This is a genomic window from Micromonospora sp. CA-249363 (assembly GCF_050950185.1).
GTDB lineage: Bacteria > Actinomycetota > Actinomycetes > Mycobacteriales > Micromonosporaceae > Micromonospora.
The window spans coordinates 2,280,227-2,306,031 of the sequence record NZ_CP192020.1 but is presented as its reverse complement, the minus strand read 5'-3'; the positions used below and the strand labels follow the sequence as shown (position 1 = coordinate 2,306,031).

At 72.7% G+C, this 25,805-nt stretch carries 25 protein-coding genes and 1 pseudogene; 9 read left to right on the top strand and 17 right to left on the bottom strand.

Annotation, left to right across the window (positions count from 1 at the left end; translation table 11 throughout):
- Nucleotides 1-50 precede the first annotated feature (50 nt).
- Nucleotides 51-584, top strand: a complete 534-nt coding sequence (locus tag ACQPZK_RS10575; RefSeq protein ID WP_433538122.1) for a GNAT family N-acetyltransferase — start codon at nucleotides 51-53, stop codon at nucleotides 582-584.
- A 3-nt stretch (nucleotides 585-587) separates the two neighbouring features.
- Here the strand turns inward: ACQPZK_RS10575 and ACQPZK_RS10570 are convergent, their stop codons facing one another.
- The 5 genes from ACQPZK_RS10570 to ACQPZK_RS10550 are packed head-to-tail and all read right to left on the bottom strand — an operon-like array spanning nucleotide 588 to nucleotide 5,151.
- The gene (locus tag ACQPZK_RS10570; RefSeq protein ID WP_421475686.1) at nucleotides 588-845 is read right to left on the bottom strand and encodes a UBP-type zinc finger domain-containing protein; all 258 of its coding nucleotides are present in this window, start codon (nucleotides 843-845) and stop codon (nucleotides 588-590) included.
- On the bottom strand, nucleotides 842-2,416 hold the full coding sequence (locus tag ACQPZK_RS10565; RefSeq protein WP_433538121.1) for a Na+/H+ antiporter: 1,575 nt from the start codon (nucleotides 2,414-2,416) through the stop codon (nucleotides 842-844). The genes ACQPZK_RS10570 and ACQPZK_RS10565 overlap by 4 nt, the downstream gene beginning before the upstream one ends.
- Before the next feature lie 37 nt (nucleotides 2,417-2,453).
- Nucleotides 2,454-3,419 (bottom strand): TIGR03885 family FMN-dependent LLM class oxidoreductase, encoded by a 966-nt coding sequence (locus ACQPZK_RS10560; protein WP_433538120.1) that lies wholly within the window; start codon nucleotides 3,417-3,419, stop codon nucleotides 2,454-2,456.
- A gap of 40 nt (nucleotides 3,420-3,459) precedes the next feature.
- Nucleotides 3,460-4,875, bottom strand: a complete 1,416-nt coding sequence (locus ACQPZK_RS10555) for an NADP-dependent succinic semialdehyde dehydrogenase (RefSeq protein ID WP_433538119.1) — start codon at nucleotides 4,873-4,875, stop codon at nucleotides 3,460-3,462.
- 12 nt (nucleotides 4,876-4,887) lie between these two features.
- Nucleotides 4,888-5,151: a DUF6343 family protein gene (locus tag ACQPZK_RS10550; RefSeq protein WP_433538118.1), complete on the bottom strand. Its 264-nt coding sequence runs from the start codon at nucleotides 5,149-5,151 to the stop codon at nucleotides 4,888-4,890.
- Between the two features lie 190 nt (nucleotides 5,152-5,341).
- On the opposite strand from ACQPZK_RS10550, the gene ACQPZK_RS10545 reads away from it, so the two are divergent.
- Nucleotides 5,342-6,193, top strand: coding sequence for a GDSL-type esterase/lipase family protein (locus tag ACQPZK_RS10545; RefSeq protein WP_433538117.1), 852 nt, complete (start codon nucleotides 5,342-5,344; stop codon nucleotides 6,191-6,193).
- A gap of 24 nt (nucleotides 6,194-6,217) precedes the next feature.
- Here ACQPZK_RS10545 and ACQPZK_RS10540 read toward each other — a convergent pair whose 3' ends face one another.
- The 3 genes from ACQPZK_RS10540 to ACQPZK_RS10530 form a co-directional block, all read right to left on the bottom strand.
- Nucleotides 6,218-6,973: an EcsC family protein gene (locus ACQPZK_RS10540; RefSeq protein WP_433538116.1), complete on the bottom strand. Its 756-nt coding sequence runs from the start codon at nucleotides 6,971-6,973 to the stop codon at nucleotides 6,218-6,220.
- Nucleotides 6,974-7,019: 46 nt separating this feature from the next.
- Nucleotides 7,020-7,166 (bottom strand): hypothetical protein, encoded by a 147-nt coding sequence (locus tag ACQPZK_RS10535; RefSeq protein WP_355050252.1) that lies wholly within the window; start codon nucleotides 7,164-7,166, stop codon nucleotides 7,020-7,022.
- Between the two features lie 106 nt (nucleotides 7,167-7,272).
- Entirely contained in the window at nucleotides 7,273-8,118 is an 846-nt protein-coding gene (locus tag ACQPZK_RS10530) for a peptidase M23 (protein ID WP_433538115.1), read from the bottom strand.
- 401 nt (nucleotides 8,119-8,519) lie between these two features.
- Between ACQPZK_RS10530 and ACQPZK_RS10525 the strand changes: the two genes are divergently transcribed.
- The 3 genes from ACQPZK_RS10525 to ACQPZK_RS10515 all read left to right on the top strand — a co-directional run bounded on the left by ACQPZK_RS10525 (nucleotide 8,520) and on the right by ACQPZK_RS10515 (nucleotide 10,688).
- Complete coding sequence (locus ACQPZK_RS10525) at nucleotides 8,520-9,440, top strand: proteasome assembly chaperone family protein (protein ID WP_433538114.1); 921 nt, start codon at nucleotides 8,520-8,522, stop codon at nucleotides 9,438-9,440.
- Between the two features lie 85 nt (nucleotides 9,441-9,525).
- Nucleotides 9,526-10,323 (top strand): exodeoxyribonuclease III, encoded by a 798-nt coding sequence (locus ACQPZK_RS10520; protein ID WP_433538113.1) that lies wholly within the window; start codon nucleotides 9,526-9,528, stop codon nucleotides 10,321-10,323.
- Nucleotides 10,324-10,370: 47 nt separating this feature from the next.
- On the top strand, nucleotides 10,371-10,688 hold the full coding sequence (locus ACQPZK_RS10515; protein WP_433538112.1) for an antibiotic biosynthesis monooxygenase family protein: 318 nt from the start codon (nucleotides 10,371-10,373) through the stop codon (nucleotides 10,686-10,688).
- 118 nt (nucleotides 10,689-10,806) lie between these two features.
- On the opposite strand, the gene ACQPZK_RS10510 is transcribed toward ACQPZK_RS10515, so the two are convergent.
- Nucleotides 10,807-11,472, bottom strand: coding sequence for a class F sortase (locus tag ACQPZK_RS10510; protein WP_433538111.1), 666 nt, complete (start codon nucleotides 11,470-11,472; stop codon nucleotides 10,807-10,809).
- A 259-nt stretch (nucleotides 11,473-11,731) separates the two neighbouring features.
- Entirely contained in the window at nucleotides 11,732-12,511 is a 780-nt protein-coding gene (locus ACQPZK_RS10505) for a hypothetical protein (RefSeq protein ID WP_433539168.1), read from the bottom strand.
- 130 nt (nucleotides 12,512-12,641) lie between these two features.
- Here ACQPZK_RS10505 and trmB point away from each other — a divergent pair, with 130 nt between their 5' ends.
- Both trmB and ACQPZK_RS10495 read left to right on the top strand, forming a co-directional pair.
- Nucleotides 12,642-13,343 (top strand): tRNA (guanosine(46)-N7)-methyltransferase TrmB, encoded by a 702-nt coding sequence (gene trmB, locus ACQPZK_RS10500; RefSeq protein ID WP_433538110.1) that lies wholly within the window; start codon nucleotides 12,642-12,644, stop codon nucleotides 13,341-13,343.
- Between the two features lie 115 nt (nucleotides 13,344-13,458).
- On the top strand, nucleotides 13,459-15,972 hold the full coding sequence (locus ACQPZK_RS10495) for a DEAD/DEAH box helicase (protein WP_433538109.1): 2,514 nt from the start codon (nucleotides 13,459-13,461) through the stop codon (nucleotides 15,970-15,972).
- Here ACQPZK_RS10495 and ACQPZK_RS10490 read toward each other — a convergent pair.
- Entirely contained in the window at nucleotides 15,950-17,071 is a 1,122-nt protein-coding gene (locus tag ACQPZK_RS10490) for an acyltransferase family protein (RefSeq protein ID WP_433538108.1), read from the bottom strand. The genes ACQPZK_RS10495 and ACQPZK_RS10490 overlap by 23 nt on opposite strands.
- A gap of 244 nt (nucleotides 17,072-17,315) precedes the next feature.
- Between ACQPZK_RS10490 and ACQPZK_RS10485 the strand changes: the two genes are divergently transcribed.
- Both ACQPZK_RS10485 and ACQPZK_RS10480 read left to right on the top strand, forming a co-directional pair.
- Entirely contained in the window at nucleotides 17,316-17,960 is a 645-nt protein-coding gene (locus ACQPZK_RS10485; RefSeq protein WP_433538107.1) for a hypothetical protein, read from the top strand.
- A 265-nt stretch (nucleotides 17,961-18,225) separates the two neighbouring features.
- Nucleotides 18,226-19,119, top strand: a complete 894-nt coding sequence (locus ACQPZK_RS10480) for a hypothetical protein (protein ID WP_433538106.1) — start codon at nucleotides 18,226-18,228, stop codon at nucleotides 19,117-19,119.
- A gap of 148 nt (nucleotides 19,120-19,267) precedes the next feature.
- On the opposite strand, the gene ACQPZK_RS10475 is transcribed toward ACQPZK_RS10480, so the two are convergent.
- The 6 genes and pseudogenes from ACQPZK_RS10475 to ACQPZK_RS10450 all read right to left on the bottom strand — a co-directional run bounded on the left by ACQPZK_RS10475 (nucleotide 19,268) and on the right by ACQPZK_RS10450 (nucleotide 25,773).
- A complete protein-coding gene (locus ACQPZK_RS10475) occupies nucleotides 19,268-20,215 on the bottom strand; it encodes an ABC transporter substrate-binding protein (RefSeq protein WP_433538105.1) in 948 nt (315 codons plus the stop codon).
- A 419-nt stretch (nucleotides 20,216-20,634) separates the two neighbouring features.
- Nucleotides 20,635-21,399: pseudogene (locus tag ACQPZK_RS10470) on the bottom strand (ABC transporter ATP-binding protein); the annotation flags it as partial.
- 16 nt (nucleotides 21,400-21,415) lie between these two features.
- The gene (locus tag ACQPZK_RS10465; RefSeq protein ID WP_433538104.1) at nucleotides 21,416-22,474 is read right to left on the bottom strand and encodes a FecCD family ABC transporter permease; all 1,059 of its coding nucleotides are present in this window, start codon (nucleotides 22,472-22,474) and stop codon (nucleotides 21,416-21,418) included.
- A complete protein-coding gene (locus tag ACQPZK_RS10460) occupies nucleotides 22,396-22,680 on the bottom strand; it encodes a hypothetical protein (protein ID WP_433538103.1) in 285 nt (94 codons plus the stop codon). The genes ACQPZK_RS10465 and ACQPZK_RS10460 overlap by 79 nt, the downstream gene beginning before the upstream one ends.
- Nucleotides 22,681-22,722: 42 nt before the next feature.
- Entirely contained in the window at nucleotides 22,723-23,769 is a 1,047-nt protein-coding gene (locus tag ACQPZK_RS10455; protein WP_433538102.1) for a FecCD family ABC transporter permease, read from the bottom strand.
- Nucleotides 23,770-23,829: 60 nt separating this feature from the next.
- Entirely contained in the window at nucleotides 23,830-25,773 is a 1,944-nt protein-coding gene (locus ACQPZK_RS10450) for a multicopper oxidase family protein (protein WP_433538101.1), read from the bottom strand.
- Nucleotides 25,774-25,805 lie beyond the last annotated feature (32 nt).

The window sequence follows — 25,805 nt, the reverse complement described above, 5'->3', positions numbered from 1 at the left end:
CCGCGCTCGGCCGGCAGTGGGTTCCGGCCGGATGTAGCAGGATGCGGGGCATGACCGATCAGTCGACCATCACCATTCGTCGCGGCGGCCCGGCTGACGCCGAGGCCGTGTTGCGGCTGCTCGACGTCGCTACCGCCTGGCTCGTCGAGCGCGGGCGGACCGGCCAGTGGGGCACGCGGCCGCCGTCCACCGATCCCGGCCAGATCGCCCGCGCCGAGGAGTGGGCCGCCAGCGGCGACCTGCACCTGGCGATGCGGGGCGACCAGCCGGTCGGTGCGCTGGTGGTGGGCGCCGCCACCGAGCACGTGCCCCCGGCCACCGAGCCGGAGCTGTACGTCCGGCTGCTCGTCACCGACCGGGCGTACGCCGGTCTGGGCATCGGGGCCCGGCTGCTGGACCACGCCGCCGGCCTGGCTCGGGAACGAGGGCTGGGGCTGTTGCGGGTGGACTGCTACGGCGGCGACGACCGGGCGCTCGTCCGGTTCTACGAGGGCTGTGGCTTCACCCCGACCGAACCGTTCACGGTGGTCCGGCCGGGGCGTGAGCCGTGGCCGGGGCAGTTGCTCGTGCGCCGGCTCGGCTGAACGTCAGCCGATCTCCTCGTCGACGAAGCACCACCGCCAGGCCTCGCCCGGCTGCGCCGAGCGGATCACCGGGTGACCGGTGGACGCGAAGTGCTTGCTCGCGTGCTGGTTCGGCGACGAGTCACAGCAGCCGACCTGCCCGCAGCTCAGGCAGGTACGCAGGTGCACCCAGTAGGTGTTGCCGATGGCGACGCAGTCGGCGCACTCGTCGGGGGTACGGGGCTCGGCGGTGCCGGCCTCGGTCAGGTGCTGACAGCTCACTGGTCCACCTCCTGCCGCAGCAGCGACTCTTCCAGGTCCAGGTCACGGTAGGCCTGCACCAGTACCTCCTCAGGAATCCGACCGGAATCCCGGGCAGCCCGGAAGACGTCACGCTCGGCGTCGATCATTTCTTGTCGCAGCCGACCGTACGCCTGCGAGGGGGTTTCCCGCTCGTCGCCGCCGAGCCGTTCCCAGGCCATGTTGGTGCGGTCCTCGAGCACCCGGCGCAGCCGGTCGACGACCGGCGCCGGAGCGCTGTCGGCCAGTTCCTCCAGGCGGTCCCGCGCTGCCCTGCTGGCCTGCTGCTGCACCCCGGCCGCGGACAGGGCGTCCTGTACCGGGTCGTCCTGCGGCAGGTTCAGGCGGCGCGCGACCATCGGGAGAGTGGCGCCCTGGCCGACCAACGTGACCACGATCACCGCGAAGGCCAGCCAGATGAACAGGGCCCGCGGGTACGGCTCGTCCTCGGCGAGCGTCAGCGGCAGGGCCAGGGCGGCGGCGAGCGTCACCACGCCCCGCATCCCGGCCCAGCCGATGATGATCGGGAACTTCGGGGAGGGGGCCGCGTCCCGGCGGCGGATGCGGGGAACCAGCCGGGCCAGGTAGGTGGCCGGGAAGAGCCAGACGAAACGGGTCAGGAAGACGGTGGCCAACACCGCCACGGTGATCAGGACGAGGGAGCCGACCGGCTCGTCGAGGTCCCGCAGCACGTCCCGCAGTTGCAGCCCGACCAGGAGGAAGACCAGCCCTTCGAGCAGGAACCGCACCAGCCGCCAGAACGCACCGGTCTGCAACCGGGACGCCGCCGACAGCAGTTGCGGCAGCTTGTGGCCGAGGGCCAGGCCGGTGACGACCACGGCGACCACACCGGAGGCGTGCACGTGCTCGGCCGTGAACACCACCGCGAACGGGATGATCAACGACAGCGCGTTGTCCAGCAGCGGGTCGCTGATCCGCCGGTGCACGAAGCCGAAGACCACCGCCCCGAGGGCACCGATCAGGATGCCGCCGCCGGTCGCGCGCAGCACCTCGACGGCCACGTCCGCCGTACCGACGGTCGTACCGATGGTGGCCATGGTCGCGACCCGCAGCAGCACCAGCGCGGTGGCGTCGTTGACCAGGCTCTCCCCCTCCAGGATGGTGACCACCCGGCGGGGCAGCCCGACGCGGCGGGCGACCGCGGTGGCGGCCACCGCGTCCGGCGGCGCGACCACCGCGCCGAGGGCCAGGCAGATCGCGAACGGCACCTGCGGCAGCAGCAGGTGCAGCACGACGCCCACCGCGAAGGCGGTGAACAGCACGAGACCCACGGCGAGCAGCAGGATCGGCCGGATGTTGTTCTTGAACGCGGGCACCGACGTCTCCAGCGCCGCGACGTACAGCAGCGGCGGCAGGATGCCGATCAGCACCAGCTCCGGCTCAAGGTGGATCTGCGGGAAGCCCGGGACATAGGACAGGGCCAATCCGAGTACGACAAGCAGGATCGGCGCGAGCAGGCCGAGCCGGCGGGCCAGCGCCGCGCCCAGGGTGGCGATCGCCAGGAAGACGACGACCGGAAACAGGCTTTCCATGGGGTACGAGCCTAGGGGTCGCGTCGTCGACGCCCGATCAGCCGGCCGGGCGCAACTTCGGCAGCACCTCGGCGCCGAACGCGTCGATGAACCCGCGCTGCTCCTGACCGACGTGGTGCAGGGCGATCTGGTCGAAGCCGAGCGCCACGTACTCCTCCAGCCAGCCGACGTGCCGGCCCAGATCGGCCGAGACGTTCACCACCTCGGCGACCCGCTCGGGCGGCACGTCGGCGGAGACCACGTCGAAGTGCTCCACGGTCTCCAGGTCCCAGCAGACCGGCGGGGCGAAGACGTTGCTGCGCCACTGGTCGTACGCGATCGCCTCGGCCTGCGCCTGCTCCTGCGCCCAGGAGACGTGCACCTGGAGGTGCAACGGTCCACGGCCACCGGCGTCCCGGTACGCGTCGATCATCGCGCGCAGGTGCTCCACGGGCGCGTTCACGGTGATCAGGCCGTCGGCCCACTCGGCGCACCAGCGGGCGGTCGCCACGCTGACGGCGGCTCCGACCAGCGCGGGCGGCTCCTCGGGGCGGGTCCACAGCCGGGCCCGGTCCACCCGGACGAGGCCGTCGTGGCTGACCTCCTCGCCGGCCAGCAGCGCCCTGATCACGTCCACGCACTCGCGCAGCCGGGCGGAGCGGACGTCCTTGCGCGGCCACGCGTCGCCGGTGATGTGCTCGTTGCTGGCTTCGCCGGTGCCCAGGGCCGCCCAGAACCGGCCCGGGTACATCGCGCCGAGGGTGCCGATCGCCTGCGCGATGATCGCCGGGTGGTACCGCTGGCCGGGCGCGTTGACGACGCCGAACGGCATGCCCGTGGCCTGTAGGGCGGCGCCGAGCCAGGACCAGGCGAAGCCGGATTCGCCCTGCCGTTCGCTCCACGGGGAGAAGTGGTCGGAGCACATGGCGGCGTCGAAGCCGGCCCGCTCGGCGTGCATCACCGCTTCCAGCAGGGCGCGGGGGTTGATCTGCTCGTGGGAGGCGTGGAACCCGAACGTCGTCATGGGCGCACCTCCTACCCACGACGACGTCCGGTGATGCGTGCTACTCGGCGTGCGCGCCCGCGCCGGCCGACGCCGCCCCCTCGCCCACCCACACCGTCTTGATGTTGCAGAACTCCCGCATGCCCAGCTCGGACAGCTCCCGCCCGTAGCCGGAGTTCTTCACGCCGCCGAAGGGCAGCTCCGGGTACGAGGTGGTCATGCCGTTGACGAACACGTTGCCGGCGTCCAGGTCGGTGGCGAAGCGCTCCTGCTCGGCCGTGTCCCTGGTCCAGGCGTTCGACCCGAGACCGAAGCTCGTGCCGTTGGCCACCTCGATGGCCTCGTCGTAGGACGACACCCGGTACAGGCCGGCGACCGGCCCGAACACCTCCTCGGACCACATCCGCATCTGCGGCGTCAGATCCGTGACGACCGTCGGCGGATAGAACCATCCGTCGCCGGTGGGCAGCTCACCGCCGCAGAGCACGGTCGCGCCCTTGTCCACCGCGTCGCGTACCTGGGCGTGCACCTCGTCGCGGCCGCGCTCGCTGGCCAGCGGCCCCACGTCGGTGTCCGCGTCCATGGGGTCGCCGACGCGCAGCGCGGCCATGTTCGCGGCGAACTTCTCGGCGAACGCGTCGAAGACGTCGGTGTGCACGATGAAGCGCTTGGCGGCGATGCAGGACTGGCCGTTGTTCTGGCAGCGGGCGGTGGTGGCCACCTCGGCGGCGCGGTCCAGGTCCGCCGAGGGCATCACCACGAACGGGTCGCTGCCGCCCAGCTCCAACACCGTCTTCTTCAGCTCCCGACCGGCGATCTGCGCGATCGACCGTCCGGCAGCCTCGCTGCCGGTGAGGGTCGCGGCGCGTACCCGGGGGTCGGCGAGAATGCGCTCGACGGCGTCGGAACCGACCAGCAGGGTGGTGAACGCGCCCTCCGGGAAGCCGGCGCGGCGGAACACGTCCTCCAGCAGCAGCGCGGTCTGCGGCACGTTCGAGGCGTGCTTGAGCAGGCCGGTGTTGCCGGCCATCAGCGCCGGGGCGGCGAAGCGCATCACCTGCCAGAGCGGGAAGTTCCACGGCATCACCGCGAGCACGACGCCGATCGGCTGGTAGCGGATGAACGCCCGGGTCGCCTTCACGGCGGCGGCGTCGGCCGGCTCGTCGGCGAGGAACGCCGGGGCCTTGTCGGCGTAGAAGCGGGCGGCCGTGGCGCACTTGGTCACCTCGGCCTGGGCGGCGGCGTACGTCTTGCCCATCTCCGTGGTCATGATCCGGGCGATCTCGTCCCGCTCGGCGTCGAGGAGGTCGGCGGCGGCGTTCATCCACCGGGCGCGCTCGTCGACGCCTGTGCCGCGCAGTTGCCGGTACGCGAGATCGGTGCGCTCGATGGCGGCGTCGATCTGTTCGGTGGACATCGCCTCGTAGGTCTTGAGCACCTGACCGGTGGCGGGGTTGGTGGTGGCGATGTGCGGCATCTTGTTCTCCTGTCACTCGAACAGCGAGTGTCGTACGCCCGGCTCCTCGCGGCGGCGGGCGGCGCGGCGGCGTTGGATCACGACCAGATCGACCACGGCGACCACCGCGAGGATCGCGCAGAGCACGCCGAGCCAGGCGATCCCGGCCCAGAACGCGAGCACCGCGAAGACCACCATGGTCACCAGCCCGAAGCTGGCGAGGGTGAGCCGCAGGTTGAGGGCGCTGTACGCGTGGCCAACCGTGCCACGGGCGCGCCGGGGCTGCGATCTCGTCATACCTCACGATCTACCCGCGATCGGGGGTGTTAACCGGTGACCGACGGCTCCACGCGCGGCGGCGCTTATAGCATCCCGAGGGCAGGCCCGAGGCCCCTTCGCCGCATACCCGACAGCAACTTCCCGCCTGACCGGGTCCAGCGCATAGAGTTACCGCGCTGTCGCTCTGCGCTGCGAGACAGGGGAAGTCATGCCTCGACGCTGGATCGCCGCCCTGGCCTGCCTCGCCGCTCTGGTGGCGCTGGCCTGCGAGGGTGGCACGTCGGCGTCACCGCGCCCCACGAAGAGCACGCCGTCATCCGGCGGCCCCGGCGGCATCGCCGCGCTCGGCGACTCGATCAGCACCGGCTTCGCCTCCTGCCTGGTCCTCACCTCCTGCGAGCGCAACTCCTGGTCGACCGGGGACGGCCTGCGGGTGGACAGTCACTACCGGCGGCTCCTCGACCAGGACTCCGCTATCCGCGGCCGGGCGTACAACCACGCGCGGCCGGGCGCTCGCGCCGACGCCCTCGAAGGCCAGGCCCAGGGAGCCGTCCGCGACCGCGCCGACTACGTCACCGTGCTGATCGGCGCCAACGACATCTGCCGGGGCGGGGTGGACGCGATGACCCCGGTGACCACGTTCCGTACGGACGTCGACCGGGGCCTGCGGGCGTTGCGCACCGGCCGGCCCAAGGCCCGGGTGCTGGTGGTGAGCATCCCCGACCTGTACCGGCTCTGGGAGGTCGGGCACGACGACGGGCGGGCGACGCGCGCGTGGAAGCGGGGCATCTGCCCGGCGTTGCTGGCCAACGCGACGTCGAACGCGCCCGCCGACAAGGCCCGCCGGGCCGCCGTCCGGGAACGGATCGACGCGTACAACGTGCAGTTGGTGGCGGCCTGCCGGGCGTACGGCTCGCGCTGCCGGCACGACGGCGGCGCGGCGCACCGGGTGCGCTTCACCCTGGACCTGCTCAACCCGCTGGACTGGTTCCACCCCAACGCCAGCGGTCAGGACCGGCTGGCCGAGGTGACCTGGCGCGCTTCCGGGCTGGCCGACTGAGGCCACCTCGCCCGCATTCGCGGATCAGGGTTGGCGGGGCTCCGGAACGGCGGGGCCCCGGCGACCGTAGAGCGCGCGGGAGCGCTCGGCCAGGTCCTTCGTGGCGGACGAGTTCGCCCAGGTGCCGAGCACGATCGCCGCACCCGGAACGATCTTGGCGACGAGTCGCTTGGCCGCCCGCACGCCGGCCATCTGAGCGAGCCGGACGCCGAGCTGCAACATCACCCGACCCAGCGGACGCTGACCGCCCAGGCCGAAGAGCGCGTCGGCGCGCTCCCGACCGGCGGCCACCCCGAGCGCCAGGCGGGCGCTCTCGGCGACCTTGTGCACCCGCTGGAGCACGAGCAGGTCGGTGGCCCGGTCGCCGTGCAGGGGGTCGACGTCGTACGCGGCGGCGATGTGCAGGACCATCCGCGCCTGCGTCCAGGCCAGCACGCCGACGTCCAAGACCGCGCCGGGCAGTCCGGCCGCGCCGGAGACCGCCCCGGACAGGCGGGCCAGGTTGACGAACTTGCGGACCGCCTGGTCGGCCAGGACGTCCGACGAGACGCCGGGGTGCTCGTTGCGGGCCCGGGCGGCCCACTGCGCGGCCTCCGGCCCGAGTCGGCGCACCGCCTCCAGCGCGAGGTGCTCCGGGGCGTACTGCGGATCGTCACGCATCCGGTCCCACAGCCGCGCCGGCGGGCCTTCGGGCGTGACCGCCGGCGCGGCCGGCAGGTCGGCCGACGGCTCGGGGGTGGGCGCGGCGGGTTGACCGCCGACGGGCGGGGTATCGGTCACCGGGTCTCCCCAGGGGTGGGTACGGGCAGGACGGCCGGTGGCGCGGTCAGCGACGGCGGTTGGACAGGCGGCTGGCCAGTCCCTTGAGCTTCTGCTGGTTCTCCGGCTTGGCCAGCTCGCGCCGACCCCGGTCCACCAGTTGCTGACCCTTGGGTGATCTCAGAAAGGTGCTGATCCGCTGCATCAGAGACATAACGTCCTCCTGTCGGTGATCCCTCAGTCATGTGTACCCCGAACCCGCAACGGATGTACCCGGGACGCGACAGGCTCAACCCTCACCGTCCACAATGGCCGGTAGGTTACCGCCTGGTCGGCGAGATGGCGTCGACGACCCGGGTGGCCCGCCATTCGTGCTGCTGGTAGTGCTCGGGGTACGCGGAGACCTGCACCGCCTGCGCGGCGTCGGTGAGGCGCATCTGCTGCCAGCCGGGCACCTGTTCGAGCGCCGTGAGGAACTGCCGGGTCGCGAACTCCGGGTCCATCAACCGACCGACCGGACCCCAGCCGCTGCTGGAGCGCTGCTGGAACAGCCCGACCGAGTCGTGGTCCCAGCCGACGCCCTGGTGCGGGTAGTCCTGGGACTCCGGCAGGACGCCGCTGGCGACGTTGTAGAGGTTGCTCTCCTGCATGGCGGTCGCCACCGCGATGACCAGGCCACGGCGCGGGATGCCCATCTTGCGGCCGGTACGGACGATCGCCTGGGCGTTCTCCATCTGGTCCTCGTCCAGGCCGGCGACCGGCGCCGGGCGGGTCGGCTTCGCCGGGACGATCTTGCGTGCGCGGGGGGTGACGTCCGGGTCGGCCGGGGTGGTGGACGCCGACGGGGTGGCGGACGGGACCGCCGAGCGGTCGAGCGCGCGGGACGCGGCCTGCTGCTCGACGCGCTCCGCCAGCTCGACGCCGGAGGTCTTCTCGCGCGACTGAGCGCCGGCGTCGCTCCGGACCTGCACGGCGGCGCCCAGACCGAGACAGCAGACCACGCCGGTGGCGAGCGCCACCTGGGCGCGGCGTCGACCGCTCAGGTCGCGGGCGTACGCCCGAAGCCGACTCGCGGTGGTTGTCCGTTCGGCTGAGGTGCCTTCCTCCGTTTCGGCAGTGGGGCCACTCGGGGCGTACGGGTCGTCGAGGGTGCCGTCGTCACGCATCAGCCGAGGCTAGGCAGACCGGAACCCCGATCACGCACGGTGATCACGTGGTCATCGCCACACAATCGGGCCCTACCGGTGGACGAGCGGGGCCGGTCGACCCGCCCGAGGAACGAACCTCGCGTACCGGAGGAAAGCGGCGCGGCGGGCAGGCCGGCACGGGCGGCGACAGGGACGGACATCGGTCCGCAGGTCCCGACATGATCGACAAACTCGGCCTTTGGGCTGAAGCGCCCATCGGCCGATTGGCGTAATCGGGTGGTTCGTCCGATCGTGCCCACCGGGCGGGCGACGGATCGCCCGACACAGGAATGCGCCAGGATGGCGGGTACGTTGCCCGAACCGGATGCTGTCCGTCGCGACGGCACCCGAACAGGCACATTCCAGGGAGGTCCGCACCGGTGCTCGACCCACACGAGCTCTACCAGCTCACCGACGATCTGCCCGACCTCGGGCAGCCGGTCCTGATTCAGGCCCTCACCGGGTTCGTGGACGCCGGCAACGCCAGCCGGCTGGCCCGCGAGCAACTGCTCACCTCGCTCGAGGGTCGGCCGATCGCCACCTTCGACGTGGATCAGCTCTTCGACTACCGCTCCCGGCGCCCGGTGATGACCTTCAACGAGGACCACTGGGAAAGCTTCGACGCGCCGAAACTGGAGCTGCACCTGCTGAACGACGACGACGAGACGCCGTTCCTGCTGCTCACCGGCCCCGAGCCGGATCTTCAGTGGGAGCGGTTCACCGCCGCCGTGGCAGGGCTCGCCGCCCGGCTGGACGTACGGCTCACCGTCGGGCTCAACTCGATCCCGATGGCGGTCCCGCACACCCGGCCGACCGGTGTGACCGCCCACGCCACCCGCCCCGAACTGATCAGCGGGTACGAGCCGTGGCTGCAACGGGTCCAGGTGCCCGGCAGCGTCGGCCACCTGCTGGAGTTCCGCTTCGGCGAGCAGGGCCGCGACGCGCTCGGCTTCGCCGCCCACGTGCCGCACTACGTGGCGCAGACCGAGTACCCGGCCGCCGCCGAGGTGCTGCTGAGCGCCGTCTCCCGCAGCACCGGGCTCCTGCTGCCCGGCGACGGCCTGCGCTCGGCCGCCGAGGTGGTCCGGGTGGAGATCGACCGGCAGGTCGCCCAGACCGAGGACGCCGCCGCGCTGGTCCAGGCCCTGGAGGAGCAGTACGACGCGTTCGCCCGCGGTCGCGGCGAGCGGAGCCTGCTCGCCCCGGACGCCGGCCCGCTGCCCACCGCCGACGAGCTCGGCGCCGAGCTGGAACGGTTCCTGGCCGAACAGACCCGCCCCGGCGACACACCCGGAAGCTGACCCGGCGGCCCTTGGGGGCAGCTGGGCGGCGACACGGCACGCGGCTGAGGCGGCGTCGCGGCGGCGGATACGGCAGGGTGGACGTATGCGCCTGGCGACCTGGAACGTGAACTCGGTGAAGGCCCGGCTCCCCCGGCTGCTGGAATGGCTGGCCGGCACCGGGCCCGACGTCGTCTGCCTACAGGAGACGAAGTGCCCCGACGGCGCGTTCCCGGTCGCCGAGGTGGGCGAGCTGGGCTACACGGTGGCCAGCCACAGCGACGGCCGCTGGAACGGGGTCGCGATCCTGTCCCGGGTCGGCCTCGACGACGTCCGCGTCGGCTTCGCGGACGAGCCGGGCTTCCCCGAGCCGGAGGCCCGGGCCATCTCCGCCACCTGCGACGGGGTGCGGGTCTGGTCGGTGTACGTCCCCAACGGGCGCACACCCGACGACCCGCACTACGCGTACAAGCTGGCCTGGTTCGCGGCGCTGCGCGACGCGCTGGAGGCGGAGTTGGCCGGCGGCCTGCCGCTGGCCGTCTGCGGTGACTTCAACGTCGCCCCGACCGACGCCGACGTCTGGGACCCGGCGGTGTTCACCCACTCCACGCACGTCACCCCGGCCGAACGGGCCGCCCTCGCCGCGCTGCGCGACCTCGGCCTCAACGACGTGGTGCCGACGCCCATGAAGGGGCCGCACCCCTTCACGTACTGGGACTACCGCGCCGGGATGTTCCACCAGAACAAGGGCATGAGAATCGACCTGGTGTACGCCTCCGCGCCGTTCAGCCGGGCCGTCCGCTCGGCGTACGTCGACCGGGAGGCCCGCAAGGGCAAGGGCCCCTCCGACCACGCGCCGATCGTGGTCGACGCCGACCTGGTGCCGGCGGTCGAGGCGTTCTGATTCCTCGCTCCCGCCGCGAGAGCGCCGGCGCTGGCTAGGGTGGGCAGATGGCAGTCGTGAAGATCAACGCAATCGAGGTCCCGCCCGGGGCCGGCCCCGAGTTGGAGAAGCGGTTCGCGGCGCGGGCCGGCGCGGTGGAAGGCTCCCCCGGCTTCCTCGGCTTCGAACTGCTCCGCCCGGTGGCCGGCGAGACCCGCTACTTCGTCTACACGCGGTGGGAGAGCGAGGAGGCCTACCAGGCCTGGGCCTCCGGCTCGGCCCGGGCCGCCCACGCCACCGCCCCCGGCGAGACGCCCCGCCCGCCGGTGTCCAGCGGCGCGAGCCTGCTGGAGTTCGAGGTGGCCCTGCACGTCCCCCAGCCCTGACCGGTATTGCCGAGATCGACTCGGGTTCGGGGAAACGGGGGTGTCCGGGCCACCGGGACACCCCGATATCGCCGACCTCGTGTTGATCAAGGCGAGTCGGGCGCGGGTCAGCCCCGGGTCAGGGCTTGCGCGACGACTGGAGCGTGGCGAACGCGATCACGTTGTCGGCGTAGCCGGTGCGACCGCCGAGGAACTGGCCGCCGCAGGTGATGAGCCGAAGCCCGGCGGGCCCCTCGTGCCCGTAGATGCGCTCGGCGGGTAGCTGGTCCTTCGGGAAGCGCTCGACGGTGTCGACCTTGAACACCACCGTCGAGCGGTCCGCCCGGGCCACCTCGATGAGGTCACCGGGCTTCAGCTTGCCCAGGTCGTAGAAGACCGACGGCCCACTCTTGGTGTCCACGTGCCCGACGATGACGGCCGGACCGGGCTCGCCGGGTGTCGGCCCACGGTCGTACCAGCCGGTCTCGTTGTGCTTCTCCAGCGGCGGTACGGCGATCGTGCCGTCCGACGCCTGTCCCACCGGCGCCACCGGCGCGGCGACCTTGATCGCCGGGACGGTGAGGCGCACCGGACGGCTCGCCGACAACCCGACCGTCTCGCTGCGGGCCGGACGGTCACCGCCGGCCGGAGCCAGGTCGAGCGGGCCGACCGAACGACCCAGTCCCGCGCCGGTGGCGAACACGCCCAGCAGCACCAGCACCACGGCGAGCGGCACGGACCAGGGGCTGCGCCCCGTCGGACGGCTGCGCCGGGGCGCGACGGCGGTCGGCGGACGGGCGGCCACCGCCGGCCGCTCGGCAGGAACGCGCGATGGGCGGGCGCGCGGCGAAGGCCCCCCGTCACTGCGCGACCGCGTATCCCCGGACTGCCGTGCCTCGCCGGATTGCCGGGCATCGCCGGACGGGCGTGCGACAGCGGACGGGCGCGGATCGCCCGGCGGGCGGGCATCGCCGGGCAGCCACGCGCCGGCGGGGGGACGCGAGCCCGTGGGCGGACGCGAGCCGGGCGGCGGCGGGGTCGGGCGGAAGATCTCCATGGCGGGCTCAGCGGCGTCCGAGGCCACGGACGGTACGGGGCCGGCGCAGGGCCACCACGGCGATGACCAGCCCGGCGACCGTGAGCGCCGCGCCGCTGGGCAGCAGCAGCTTGCCGGTCATCCCTCCGGCGCTGCCACCGAAGCCGGTTGCCGGGCCTCGACTGGGATGCGGAGAGGGCATCTTCTTGACCACCTGCAACATGGTCGACGCCGTCTCGCCGTCGGGGCACTCCAGCTTGACCCGGTAGTTGCCGGGACGGGTGCGCTCGCGCACCATCGGCGCGGCGGTGAGCACGCCGCGCTGCGGCTGTACACCGACGGCGCCGAACGCGTCCGAGACGACGGTGGCGCCGATCGAGTTGTCCCGGCAACTGGCCCGGATGCCGACCAGGTAGCCGGGCTGCACGGTACTGGGGCTCACCTCGACGAAGACGTCCACCACGGGAGTGGGCTGCGGCGCGCCACCGGGCACGCCCCCGGGCTGCGGCGCGGGCGCGGCGACCGGCCGGGCGTCGAGCAGGTCACCAGGAGCGGCTGCGGCCGGCAGGGCGTCGAGCGATTGAGCGGCTGCGGCCGGCAGCGGGTCGAGCGGGTTAGCGGGCACGGCAGCGACCGTCGCGGCAGGCGCGGCGAGCGCGGCAGGCGCGGCGAGCGCGGCAGGCGCGGCGAGCGCGGCAGGCGCGGCGAGCGCGGCAGGCGCGGCGAGCGCGGGAGCACTGGTCAGCAGCGGGATGGCGAGCATGGTCGCCACCGACAGGAGCACGCCGCCGCGGGTCACTCTCACGATGCCCCCTCTCGACGCCGTCGGACCGCGCCGGGCAGCGGACCGCCCGGCCTGCCGTACCAATCGGATCCTCTCATTCCCGGTCGCACATCACATCCGATCCGCCGACGACGTCGCGTACGCTCGGATCGCTGTGACCATCACCGACCCTGACCCCGCCGCCGTCCCGCCCGCCGGCCGGCCGATCCGCACCTTCCACCCCCGTCGGGGGCGGATGAGCAGCCGGCAGACCGACGCGTTGGACCGACTCTGGTCCTCCTACGGCCTGGACGTCTCGGGCGAGCCCGTCGACCTGGCCGCCCTCTTCGGCCGCCGGGCCCCGGTGGTGCTGGAGATCGGCTCGGGAATGGGCGACAGTACGGCCGCGATGGCCGCCGCCGACCCGGACCGAGATTATCTGGCGGTCGAGGTGCACACGCCGGGAATCGCGAACCTGCTCGACCTGGTGAACCGCGCTGACCTGGGGAATGTCCGGGTGGCTCGGGGTGACGCGTTGGAGCTGGTCAGCGGCCTGCCGGAGGGCGCGCTGGCCGCCGTACACGTGTTCTTTCCGGATCCGTGGCCGAAGGCCCGGCATCACAAGCGGCGGATCATCCAGCCGGCGCACGTGGCCCTGCTGCGGTCCCGGCTGACCCCCGGCGGCGTGCTGCACTGCGCGACCGACTGGGCCGAGTACGCCGAGGCGATGCGGGAGACCCTGGACGCGGACCCGGAGCTGGCCGACGCGTACGGCGGATTCGCGCCGCGCCCGGCGCACCGCCCGGTGACGAAGTTCGAGCGACGGGCGATCACCGCGGGCCGTCCGGTCGCCGATCTGATCTTCCAACGGCGCTGACTGATCCTGCGGCGGCGCCGACTGATCCTCCGGCGGCGCCGACTGATCTTCCGGCGGCGCGGAAATGCGAGCCGGTTGGCGCCGGAGGGCATGATCCAGGCACCATGGACACGCTATGACGCTCACCGCCGCGCTGCCGAGAAGCGCCGACCCCGACACCCTCTTCGACGCGTTCGCCGGCTGGGCGAAGGAGCGCGGCCTCGACCTCTACCCCCACCAGGAGGAGGCGGTCATCGAGATCGTCTCCGGCGCCAACCTGATCATGAACACGCCCACCGGCTCGGGCAAGAGCCTGGTGGCTATCGCGGCGCACTTCGCGGCCCTGGCCGACAACCGGACGACGTTCTACACCGCGCCCATCAAGGCGTTGGTGTCGGAGAAGTTCTTCGCGCTCTGCGAGGTCTTCGGCGCCGAGAACGTCGGCATGCTCACCGGCGACGCCAGCGTCAACGCCGACGCCCCGATCATCTGCTGCACCGCGGAGATCCTGGCCAACCTGGCGCTGCGCGAGGGCGACCGGGCCGACGTCGGCCAGGTGATCATGGACGAGTTCCACTTCTACGCCGAGCCCGACCGGGGCTGGGCGTGGCAGGTGCCGATCATCGAGCTGCCGCAGGCGCAGTTCGTCCTGATGTCCGCCACCCTGGGGGACACCACCCGCTTCGTCGACGACCTGACCCGCCGTACCGGGCGGCCCACCGCCGTCGTGCGCTCGGCCGAGCGGCCGGTCCCGCTCATCTTCTCGTACGCGATGACGCCGCTGCACGAGACGCTCGAGGAGCTGCTGGAGACCAAGCAGGCCCCGGTGTACGTCGTACACTTCACCCAGGCCGCCGCGCTGGAACGGGCCCAGGCGCTGATGAGCGTCAACGTCTGCACCCGCGCCGAGAAGGACATGATCGCGCAGGCGATCGGCGGCTTCCGGTTCACCTCCGGCTTCGGCAAGACGCTGTCCCGCCTCGTCCGGCACGGCATCGGCGTGCACCACGCCGGCATGCTGCCCAAGTACCGCCGCCTGGTCGAGACCCTGGCCCAGGCCGGCCTGCTCAAGGTCATCTGCGGCACCGACACGCTGGGCGTCGGCATCAACGTGCCGATCCGCACGGTGCTGTTCACCGGCCTGAGCAAGTACGACGGGGTCCGTACCCGTCTACTGAAAGCCCGCGAGTTCCACCAGATCGCCGGGCGCGCCGGCCGGGCCGGGTACGACACCATCGGCCGGGTCGTCGTACAGGCGCCCGAGCACGTCATCGACAACGAGAAGGCCCTGGCAAAGGCCGGCGACGACCCGAAGAAGCGCCGCAAGGTCGTCCGCAAGAAGCCACCGGAGGGCTCGATCGGCTGGGGCCAGCCCACCTTCGACCGCCTCGTCGAGGCCGAGCCGGAACCGCTGACGTCCAGCTTCCAGGTCAGCCACTCGATGCTGCTCAACGTGATCGGCCGCCCCGGTGACGCGTTCGCGGCGATGCGGCACCTGCTCACCGACAACCACGAGGAGCCCGCCGCGCAGCGCCGGCACATCCGCCGAGCCATCGCCATCTACCGGGCGCTGCGGGCCGGTGGGGTCGTCGAGGAGCTGCCCGAGCCGGACGAGACCGGCCGCCGGGTGCGTCTCACCGTCGACCTCCAGCTCGACTTCGCGCTCAACCAGCCACTGTCGCCCCTCGCCCTGGCCGCCATCGAGCTGCTCGACGCCGAGTCCCCGTCGTACGCCCTCGACGTCCTGAGCGTGATCGAGTCGATCCTCGACGACCCCCGCCAGATCCTGTCCGCGCAGCAGTTCAAGGCGCGCGGCGAGGCGGTCGCCGCGATGAAGGCCGAGGGCATCGAGTACGAGGCCCGCCTCGAACTGCTCGACGAGGTGACCCACCCGAAGCCGCTCGCCGAGCTGCTGGGGGCCGCGTACGAGATGTACCGGCAGGGCCACCCCTGGGTCGCCGACCACGAGCTCTCCCCCAAGGCCGTCGTCCGCGACATGTACGAGCGGGCCATGACCTTCACCGAGTACGTGCAGTTCTACGGGCTGACCCGCTCGGAGGGCCTCGTGCTGCGCTACCTGGCCGACGCGTACAAGACGCTGCGCCAGACCGTGCCCGAGGACGCCAAGACCGAGGAGCTGATCGACCTCATCGAGTGGCTGGGCGAGCTGGTCCGCCAGGTCGACTCCAGCCTCATCGACGAGTGGGAGCGGCTGCGCAACCCGTCCGACGTGGCCGAGGTGGCCCAGGCGCACGCCTCCCTGAGCGACCGGCCACCGGCGGTGACCCGCAACGCACGGGCGTTCCGGGTGCTGGTGCGCAACGCGCTGTTCCGCCGGGTGGAGCTGGCCGCACTGCGCCGCTGGGACCTGCTCGCCGAGTTGGACGCCGCCGACGGCTGGGACTACGACGCGTGGGCCGACGCCCTGGCGCCCTACTTCGAGGCGTACGACTCCATCGGCGTCGGTCCCGACGCCCGCGGCCCGGCGCTGCTGATGATCGAGCAGGGCCGCGAGCGGTGGACCGTCCGGCAGATCTTCGACGACCCGGACGGCGACCACGACTGGGGCATCAGCGCCGAGGTGGACCTCGTCGCCTCGGACGAGGTCGGGGCGGCGGTCGTACGGATCACCGACGTCGGCCAGCTCTGAGGTGCCGCGCCCGGTGGCGGTATCGTCCGCCGCCGGGCGGTCGGGGACCGAGCAGAGTCGGGGGACGCCGGGCGGCGACGTCCTCGATCCAGCCGAACAGCAGCACCGCGCCCGCGGTCAGGAGGCACACCCCGGCCAGCCGCACCGTGATCGAGGCGACCGAGGTGTACGGGAGCACCGGCGCGAGCAGCACGAACATTCCGAGGCTGGCGGGAATGTGCCAGAGGTAGATGGTGACCGCCCGCGCGTTGACGACCCGCAGCACGGCACCCAGCGGCACCCGGCCGACGAGCCGGGGCCGTACTCTCAACAGCACGGCGACGAGGGCCATTGACCACAGTGTCGTGCCACCCGCGATGTGGTTGAGGTCGACGGCCACGCCGGCCACCATGGCGGTGACCACCCACGTTCCGCCGGCCACGGCCAGCCCCGCGACGAGGCAGCCGTACCAGCGCCACGGCACACGATGCAGCAGCAGGTCGTGGTGGGCGAAGCCCAGCAGCCAGCAGGACAGGTAGGCGGCGACGAAGTATCCGGCGCGTACCCCGGCGAGGTGCACGCCGATCGGCAGGGCGGTGGCGACCCCGATGCTGGGCCACGGCCAGCGTCGGAACACCCGCAGCAGGACTGGCGACAACAGCACCAGCCAGAGGTACGTGACGATGTACCAGAGCCCGATGTGGAACACCCAGGCCCAGGACGGTCCGCCCACGGGAGGCACCCGCAGGGGCAGGATCCACCAGACCAGTCCAGCCCATTCGCCCACGCCCTGCGGCCGCCACCTGACGGCGAGCACCGCCAGGGTGATCACGCCGAACACCCAGACCGGCAGCAGCAGCCGGCGCAGCCGCCGGAGCACGGCCGACGGACCGTGCCGGTCCAGCGATGCCGCCATCAGCGAGCCGGCGATGCCGAACATCAGACCCATCGCCGGCACCAACAGGCTCAGCCAGACCCAACCGGTCACGTGGAAGAGCACGACGCGACCCAGGGCGATCGCGCGCAACAGGTTCAGGTAGCGGTCACGGTGGACGGAGGAGTCGGCGGACGGGACGGTCTCTACCGCCGCGCCTCTGGCAGGGACGACGTCCCTGGACACCTGACCAATGACCACAAGGCACAATAGCGCCACTAATGCGACAAAAGTGCCGTATTCCCTACGCGGACCGTCTTCGCCGACCGCCCCGGCGTTCGAGCGGACAAGCCGGCGGATGTCACACGCTGCGCGGTCGCCGGAACCTGGTTCCACCCCTCAACTTCGCTGGGCAATGTCAGACCCGTCGATTAGAATGTATGTACTAATAAAGATCCTGACCTGCAGGATTACGACTGGGAGGACGCCCGTGACCGCGCCCACCTCCACGCCTCTGACTCCCTACACCACGCTGCTCGGCTTCACCCGCTACGTCGACCGCACCGGCCCCACGAAGGCCACCTTCGTGGGTGGTCTGCGTAAGCAGCGAGCCAGCCGCTCCGGCTTCAACCCGCACGGCCAGTTCGTCAAGGCGCTCAAGGCCGACATCGCCTTCCACACCGGCGGCACCCACCTCGCCGGCGTGGTCGACGTGGTCAAGCCCCGCTGGCGCCCGCTCTACCAGGCGCTGGTGCCCGGCGCCACGGCCTGGCTGCACTCCCTCGGCGACCCGGCAACCCTCGACCTGGCCCAGACCCGCGACGCTCTGGCCATGCTCGGCGACCTACCCGTCAAGATCAACCCCCACTTCGGCGTACGCCACGCCGACGGCCACGCCGACGCGGTCCGACTGCACTTCGACGAGGCACCGCCGAGCGAGGAATCCGTGCTCGCCACCCTGCACCTCATGGCCCGCCACATGGACGCCGTCCTCCCGCACGCCGAGCCCGTCCTGGTCGACGTCCGGCGCGGTCAGGCCCACCGCATGCCCACCGACGCCAAGCCCGAGCAGATCGAACGCTGGCTGGCCGGCGAAGCCGCCGCCTTCCGCGCCATCTGGTCCACCGCCGCCTAACCCACTCGCACCGCCCGCACCCCACCCGCGCCGCCCGCACCCCACTCGCACCGACCGCACCCCACCCGCCCTGCCCGCACGCGCTTGCTCCGCACCCGCAAGATCGCGCTCCGCCAAGATCCGCGCAACATCAGGGATAGTGCTGCTTCCCGCGACTGGGAGGCAGCAAGAACACTGAAGTTGCGCGGATCTTGGCGTGTTGGCCCTGGGCGGGAGTTATCCACAGGGGCTGCCGGCGGCCGCGTCTGCCCGTCAGGGTGTCGTCATGCCTGCTTCTCCACGGCGTCCGGCGAGGTTGCAGGGGCGCGTCTTCCGCGGTTCCCGCGCCGTCGCGGACGGTCTGCTCACCCCGGCGGAACTGCGCAGCTCAGCGTGGCGCCCAATCTTCCGAGACGTCTATGCCGATGCTGAACTGGAGGTCACCCACCGCGCTCGTTGTGCCGCCGCCGCACAACTGGTACTGCTTCCGGGTGTGGTCATCGCAGGGCGCAGTGCGGCGGCGCTCTACGGCGCCTCGTCGATCGCTGGCGACGCGCCGGTCGACGTCCTCGTGCCCAGCGGTCAGCGATTCGGACCGGTGTCGGGACTCGTCGTACACGCTGGCGCAATCGACGGGGCCGACGTCACGCTGCGCCAGGGCATCCCGGTCACCACGCCGCTGCGTTCCTGCTGGGACCTGGCCCAGTGGTTGCCGACGGAGGAGGCCGTCGCGATCGTGGATCGACTCGCCCACAAGCACCTGGTGGCGCTTGCAGCACTGCGGGCGAACGCCCGAGAGCGGGTCGGCGACCGAGGCTGGAAGCGGATGGTGCGGGTCGCTGAACTGGCAGACGCGGGCGCGGAGTCGACGCCCGAGTCCCGACTCCGGGTGCGGATCGTGCTCGCCGGTCTGCCGGCACCGGTCACCCAGTTCGTGGTCGAGCGCGACGGGAGGTTCGTGGCCCGTCTCGACCTGGCGTGGCCGCACCTCAAGGTCGCCGTCGAGTACGACGGGCTCTGGCACGACGACACCGAGCAGTTCCACCGGGACCGGCGGCGGCTCAACCGCCTTCTCGGTGAGGACTGGATCGTGCTGCACGTCACCGCGAAGCGATTCCGGGACGACTTCGACGGCTTCCTCGACGAACTCCGCCAGGCCCTCCGCTCCCGCTCCCGCTGACCCTGACCCGAACCGGGCGCCGACCCCGACCCGGGCGCCAGTCCCAAGATCCGCGCAACTTCAGGGATCCTGCTGCCTCATCGGCTCGCGAGGCAGCAGTTTCCCCGAAGTTGCGCGGATCTTGGAGGGTGGGCGGAAGCCGCGAGGGTCAGGCGGCGGGGAGGTACTTGGCCAGGTCGTCGAGGATCTTGTTCGCGGCGCCGACGCCGATGCCGGTCATCCAGATCTCGTCGGAGACCGGGTACGCCTTGCCGGCCTTGACCGCGCCCAGGCCCTTCCAGAGGGTTCCGCCGGCCACCTTGGTCTGCTCGGCGGCGGCCTTGTCGCCGTACGCGGTCACGAAGATGACGTCGCCGTCGACCTCGTTGATCCGCTCGGGGCTGACCAGGTCGAAGCGCTTGTCCTCCTTGTTGGCGAGCAACTGCCGCTCGGGGCGGCCCAGACCGGTGTCGCCGATGACGATGCCGGAGAAGGAGTCCGGGCCGTACACCCGGATGTTGCCCGGAATGAACCGCACGATCGACACCTTGCGGGCGGCGGGGTCGCCGAGGGTGGCGCCGAAGTCCTTGGCTCGCTTCTCGTACGCGCCGAGCAGGTCCTTGGCCTGCTGCTCACGGCCGAGGGCCTTGCCGTCGAGGAGGAAGTTCTCCTTCCAGGTGATGCCCACCTTGTCGGTGAACACGGTCGGCGCGATGGCGGCCAGCTCGTCGTAGAACTTCTCCTGGCGGAACTTGCTGCCGAGGATCAGGTCCGGCTTGAGGGCGTTGATCGCCTCCAGGTCGGGCTCGGTGAGCACCCCGACCTCCTTGATGCCGGCGAGCTTGTCCGCGCCGAAGTACGTGGGCCAGCTCTTGGCCTCGCCGGCGGTGGCCGCGCCGACGGGCGTGATGCCCAGCGAGAGCGCCGTGTCGATCTTGTCGGTGTCGAGCACGACGACGCGCTTGGGTTCGGCCGGGACCTTGGTGGTGCCCATGGCGTGGGTGATCTCCCGGGTCTCCCCGGTGGCGGAGCCGGCGACCGGGTCGCTCTCACCGCAGGCGGTGAGGCCGACCCCGAGGGCGACGGCCGCGGCGAGAGCGGCGACGAGACGACGCATCAGTGTCCTTTCGAGGGGTACGTGCCGGCGAGCGGGGTGGCCGCGTCGCCGTCGGCGGATCGGGCGTCCGGTACGGACGCCGTCGACGAATCGGGGCCGCCAGAGCCAGCGGCAGCAGCAGCGGCCGGCAAAGAGCCAGCGGCAGCAGCAGCCGGCGCAGAGCCAGCAGCAGCCGCAGCGGCCGGCGCAACGGACCCGGCAGGAGCAGCAGCCGGCGCAACGGACCCGGCAGGAGCAGCAGCCGGCGCAACGGACCCGGCAGGAGCAGCAGCCGGCGCAACGGACCCGGCAGGAGCAGCAGCCGGCGCAACGGACCCGGCAGGAGCAGCAGCCGGCGCAACGGACCCGGCAGCGGCAGCGGCCGGCGCAACGGACCCGGCAGGAGCGGTAGCGGCGGGAAGGACCGGGCCGCCGGTGTGTGCGGGCACCACCAGGGGTGCGCCGGTCACCGGGCAGGGCACGACGACGCAGGCCAGTCCGAAGACGTCCCGGACCAGGTCGGCGGTGAGGATCTCCCGGGGTGGGCCGGCGGCCACGACCGCGCCGGCGCGCATCGCGACCAGGTGGTCGGCGTAGCGGGCGGCCTGGTTGAGGTCGTGCAGGACGGCGACCACGGTACGGCCACGCTCGGCGCGGAGCCGGTGCAGCAGGTCCAGCACCTCCACCTGGTGGGCCAGGTCGAGGAAGGTGGTCGGCTCGTCCAGGAGCAGCGCCTGGGTGTCCTGGGCGAGCGTCATGGCGATCCACACCCGTTGCCGCTGGCCACCGGAGAGGCTGTCCACGGGCCGGTCGGCGAGGTCGGCCACGTCGGCCAGGGTCATCGCCTCGTCGACCGCCGCGGCGTCGGACGACGACCACTGCCGCCACCACCGCTGGTACGGCTGCCGGCCGCGTCCGACCAGGTCGGCCACGGTGACGCCCTCGGGCACCAGCGGGCTCTGCGGCAGGACTCCGAGCCGGCGGGCCACGTCGCGGGTGGGCAGGTCACGGATGGCGGCACCGTCCAGCAGGACGGTGCCGTGCCGCGGGGTGAGCAGTCGGGCCATCGTGCGCAGCAGGGTGGACTTGCCGCACGCGTTGGGGCCGACGATCACGGTGAACGCGTCGGTGGGCAGGTCCAGGGTGAGACCGTCGAGCACGGTCCGCTCGTCGTAGCCGACGACCAGGTCGCGGGTGGAGAGCATCACACGACTCCTTGCGTCACGACGACCGCCGCCGTCCACGAAGCAACAGGAAGATCAGGTACGGGCCGCCGATCGCGGCGGTCAGCACGCCCGCCGGCAGTTGGGTGGGCGCGAACAGCCGGCGGCCGGCCAGGTCGGCGAGGACCAGCAGGAGCGCGCCGAGCAGCGCGGCGCAGACGAGCGGGGGCCGTTCGGCGCGGACCAGACGGCGGGCCAGTTGCGGCGCGACCAACGCCACGAAGTCGACGGCGCCGACCTGGGCGGTGACCATGGCGGCGACGAGCACGCCGGTGGCGGCGAGCCCGATCCGGCGGGCCACCGGGCGCAGCCCGACACCGCGCGCGGTGTCGTCGTCGAGGGCGGTGCTGTTCAGTGCCCAGCCGGCCCACGCCAGCACCGGCAGCAGCACCGCGAGTGTGCCGGCGATCCAGGCCGCCTCGGTCCAGCCCTTGCCGGCGAGGGTGCCGATCAGCCAGATCTGCGCCCGCAGACCGTCGATCGGGTCGGCGGTGAGCATGACCACCTCGGTCAACGCCCGGAAGGCGAACGCGACCGCCACCCCGGCGAGGACGAACCGCTGCGCGGCCAGCCCGTGCCGCGCGCCGAGGGCGAACAGCAGCAGCGCCGCCAGCAGGCCGCCGACCAGCGCGCTGGGGGCCACGAGCACCGCCGCCGCCCCGCTGGTCAACGCCACGGTCGCGGCGAGGCCGGCGCCCTGGGTGATGCCGATGACGTCCGGGCTGGCGAGGGGGTTGCGCGCCACGCTCTGGATCAGCGTGCCGGCCACGCCGAAGGCCGCGCCGGCCACCGCCGCCAGCACGACCCGGGGCAGGCGAAGATCAAAGACCACGAGGTCGTACGGGGTGCCCGCGCCGGAGAGCGCCCGCAGCACGTCCGCCGGGGCGACGTACGGGGTGCCCAGCGAGAGGCTGAGCACGACGGCCAGCAGGAGCAGTACGGCCAGCACGGTGGCCACCAGCGTCGCGCGGCGGCGGATCAGCAGGCTGACCGGACCGATCCGCAGCAGCGACCGCCCGGGTAGCCGAGACGGGCCGCCGCCCGGCGCACCGGGCACCCCGGCGAGCCCGGCCAGGCCGGGCGCGTCCCCGGGGCAGGCCGGGTCACCGGCGCGAGCCGGACCAGCGGCCGGGGCAGCGGCCGGACCAGCGGCGCGAGCAGGGTCAGCGCCGTGAGCAGGGTCAGCGCCGTGAGCAGGGTCAGCGCCGTGAGCAGGGTCAGCGGCGGGAGCAGGGTCAGCGGCGCGAGCCGGACCAGCGGCATGGGCCGGACCGGCGCCGGACGCTTCGGCGGGACGGCCGGCGGTCACGCGGTCACCACCCGGGCGCGGCGGACCAGGACGGCCAGCAGCGGTGCGCCGATCAGGGCGGTGACGATGCCGGCGGGTATCTCGCCGGGCGGGGCGACGAGTCGGCCGACGACGTCGGCCCCGAGCAGCAGCGCGGGTCCGAGCAGGGCGGAGACGGCGAGGGTCCAGCGGTGGTCCGCGCCGACCAGGGCGCGGGCGAGGTGCGGCACGGCCAGCCCGACGAAGGCGACCGGGCCGGCGGCGGCCACTGCGGCGCCGGTCAGCAGCACGGCGGCGAGTCCACCGCCGAGGCGGACCAGGCCGATGCGGTGGCCCAGGCCACGGGCCACGTCGTCGCCGAGGGCCAGCGCGTCCAGGCCCCGGGCCACCAGTGCGGCGACCAGCAGCCCGACGAGGACGAACGGCAGCACCTGGGCGGTGACGCCGAGGTCCCGGCCGGCCAGTCCGCCCACCACCCAGAACCGGTACTCCTCGAAGGTGCGGGCGTCGATGCTGAGCAGCGCGTACACCCCGGAGGCGAGACTGGCGTCGAGCGCCGCGCCGACCAGCGCGAGGGTGACCGGGCTCGCGCCTTCGCGGGCCCGGCTGGCGATGGCGAAGACCAGCAGGCCGGCGGCGAGCGCGCCGGCGATGCCGAACCAGACGTACCCGGCGAGCGTGCCGATGCCGAAGACGGAGATGGCGAGCACCACGCCGAACGACGCGCCGGCGCTGATGCCGAGGATGCGCGGCTCGGCGAGGGGGTTGCGGGTGAGCGCCTGGAACAGCACGCCGGCCACGGCGAGCGCGAGCCCGACGGCGAGGCCGAGCGCGGTACGTGGCATGCGCAGTTCCCGGACGATGGTGGTCGCGTCGCTGCCGTCCGGCGCGACGAGCGCGTGCCAGACCGCGCCGACTCCGAGTTGCCGGCTGCCCAGCGCGAAGCTGGCCAGGACGGCGATCACCAGCACCAGCGCCGCCCCGACGGTGACGGCGACCCGTCGGCCGGTACGGGCACCGGACCGGTTGCGGGCCGGCGTCGGCCGGGCGACGAGGGTGGTCACGAAACTCCTGCACGTTCGAGCTTAGGTTCGCCTAACCTTAGCCGACCTGCGGAAAGTGACCTAACCGGCGTCGGTCGATGCCGTCGAGGCGGCCTGCGGCACTCCCACCGAGCCGCCGTCCCCGGCCGCCGCGGCGCCGCGCGGCAACACGTTCAGAGGCCGCATCATCTCGTTGTCCTCGTGCTCAAGAAGGTGGCAGTGCCAGGAGAAGCGGCCCGGCAGGTCGAAGCGGGCCTTGATCCGGGTCACCTCCCACGGGTACGCGAGCACGGTGTCCATCCATCCCCGCTCCCCCGGCTCCGGCTCCGACCGGCCCGACCGCCCACGGCCCAGCAGCTCGAACTGGGCCTGGTGCAGGTGGACGGGGTGGACCTGGCGGGTGAAGTTGCGCACCTCCCAGACCTCGGTCGCGCCGACGAGGGGCTGCTCGGTCGCCGGGTCGCTCCAGCGCATCGGGAGGCCCCGGCCGCGCTCGTCGAGGGTGCCGAGCAGCATCACCATCGATCCGCCGGACATCCGTTCGTTGAGCGACAGCCGCCGGACCCGCTCCGGCGCACCGAGCCGGGGGTGAGCCGGCAGTTGCAGGTGCTCCGGCGGCACGCTCGGGTCCGCGTCGGTGGCCTCGGTGACGACGAACCGCAGCACCTGCCCGGTGGTCCGCGGGTCGGCCGGCGGAAAGTCCACCCCGGGTCGGCCGCCCCGGTACGCCCACTCGGGCCCCTCGTTGACCAGGAACAGCTCGGTGCCGGCGGGCACGCCGGTGAAGTCGACGATCACGTCGGCCCGCTGGGCGGGGCCGAGGGTGACGCGGTCGTGCGACACCGGCTCGGGCAGGAAGCCGCTGTCGCTCCCGATCTGCCAGATCGGCAGCACCGGACGGGCCGGCCGCGCGGTGGCGTGGGCGGCGACGCTGAGCATCAGGAAGCGGCTGTTGCAGCCGTTGAGCAACCGGAACCGGTAGCGCCGGCGCTGGACCGTGAGGCTGGGCCAGGTACGGCCGTTGACCACGATCGTGGTGCCGGAGAACGCCGACGTCCACGCTGAACCGTCGTGGTGACCGCCCGGGTAGACCAGCTCGCCGTCGGCGCTGAAACTGCGGTCCTGGATCAGCAGCGGGATGTCGTGGTGGTCGGTGTCCGGCGGATCGTCGTGGCCGGGCGTAGGGCCGGGCAGCACCCCGTCGGGCAGGTCGTCGCCGCCGAGCAGGTAGAAGCCGGCGGGCCCCGCGTAGACGTTCTCCCGGGTGAGGCCCAGCGTGTGGTCGTGGTACCAGAGCGTGCAGGGCCGCTGATCGTTGGCGTACTCGAAGGTGGCCGAACCCGCCGCCCAGCGCAGGCCGGACCCCTCGGCGAAGCGGGACCGGAACTCGCCGTACGCGCTGCCCGTCACGGCGACGTCGGCCGGCAGGTCGCGGGCCACCGGCAGGTACCACGCCTCGGCGTGCCCGTCGCTCTCCTGCGTGCTGTGCCCGCCGTGCAGGTGGACCACCTGGGGCACCGGTCCCCGGTAGCCACGGCGGCTGCCGTCCGACCGGCCGTGCCCGTCCCGGCCCTCGCGGCCACCGGCCGGGTTGGCCCAGTGCAGGGTCTCATCGACGGGCAGCAGGTGCGGCAGGTAGTCGCCCCGGTCGTCGACGAGTTCGTTGACCCAGGTCACCCGCACCGGGCGGTTCACCCGGGCGACGATGCTGTGCGCCGGGTAGCCGAAGCTGCCGGGGTGGGCGGTGGACCCGTAACCCCACACGGTCGTACGCGGCCAGGACAGCGGCAGGATCTGCTGCCGGAACTGCCGCACCCCGATGACATACGTGTCCCGCTCCGGATCATTCGCCACCCGCGGCATGGCCGGGGGGATCCGCAGCGGCGCGACGTACTTCGGGATGTCGTCGGCGCGCAGCATCGTCGCCGCGGCGAGCGCCCGGCCCGCGGCCGTCGAGCCGGCCGGGACCAGAACCGCGGCGCCCCCGGCGGCACCGGCCACGAGCACCTGTCGTCTGCTGACCATGCCGCACCCCCACTCGTATCCGACCTCGATAA

What these genes read in the sequence shown, in the direction of transcription:
- ACQPZK_RS10545 (WP_433538117.1), top strand. Translation starts at nt 5,342, where the DNA reads ATGCCTCGACGCTGGATCGCCGCCCTGGCCTGCCTCGCCGCTCTGGTG.
- ACQPZK_RS10550 (WP_433538118.1), bottom strand. Translation starts at nt 5,151, where the DNA reads ATGACGAGATCGCAGCCCCGGCGCGCCCGTGGCACGGTTGGCCACGCG.
- ACQPZK_RS10555 (WP_433538119.1), bottom strand. Translation starts at nt 4,875, where the DNA reads ATGCCGCACATCGCCACCACCAACCCCGCCACCGGTCAGGTGCTCAAG.
- ACQPZK_RS10520 (WP_433538113.1), top strand. Translation starts at nt 9,526, where the DNA reads ATGCGCCTGGCGACCTGGAACGTGAACTCGGTGAAGGCCCGGCTCCCC.
- ACQPZK_RS10560 (WP_433538120.1), bottom strand. Translation starts at nt 3,419, where the DNA reads ATGACGACGTTCGGGTTCCACGCCTCCCACGAGCAGATCAACCCCCGC.
- ACQPZK_RS10565 (WP_433538121.1), bottom strand. Translation starts at nt 2,416, where the DNA reads ATGGAAAGCCTGTTTCCGGTCGTCGTCTTCCTGGCGATCGCCACCCTG.
- ACQPZK_RS10575 (WP_433538122.1), top strand. Translation starts at nt 51, where the DNA reads ATGACCGATCAGTCGACCATCACCATTCGTCGCGGCGGCCCGGCTGAC.
- ACQPZK_RS10460 (WP_433538103.1), bottom strand. Translation starts at nt 22,680, where the DNA reads ATGCCGCTGGTCCGGCTCGCGCCGCTGACCCTGCTCCCGCCGCTGACC.
- ACQPZK_RS10475 (WP_433538105.1), bottom strand. Translation starts at nt 20,215, where the DNA reads ATGCGTCGTCTCGTCGCCGCTCTCGCCGCGGCCGTCGCCCTCGGGGTC.
- ACQPZK_RS10530 (WP_433538115.1), bottom strand. Translation starts at nt 8,118, where the DNA reads ATGCGTGACGACGGCACCCTCGACGACCCGTACGCCCCGAGTGGCCCC.
- ACQPZK_RS10535 (WP_355050252.1), bottom strand. Translation starts at nt 7,166, where the DNA reads ATGTCTCTGATGCAGCGGATCAGCACCTTTCTGAGATCACCCAAGGGT.
- ACQPZK_RS10450 (WP_433538101.1), bottom strand. Translation starts at nt 25,773, where the DNA reads ATGGTCAGCAGACGACAGGTGCTCGTGGCCGGTGCCGCCGGGGGCGCC.
- ACQPZK_RS10495 (WP_433538109.1), top strand. Translation starts at nt 13,459, where the DNA reads ATGACGCTCACCGCCGCGCTGCCGAGAAGCGCCGACCCCGACACCCTC.
- ACQPZK_RS10515 (WP_433538112.1), top strand. Translation starts at nt 10,371, where the DNA reads ATGGCAGTCGTGAAGATCAACGCAATCGAGGTCCCGCCCGGGGCCGGC.
- ACQPZK_RS10480 (WP_433538106.1), top strand. Translation starts at nt 18,226, where the DNA reads ATGCCTGCTTCTCCACGGCGTCCGGCGAGGTTGCAGGGGCGCGTCTTC.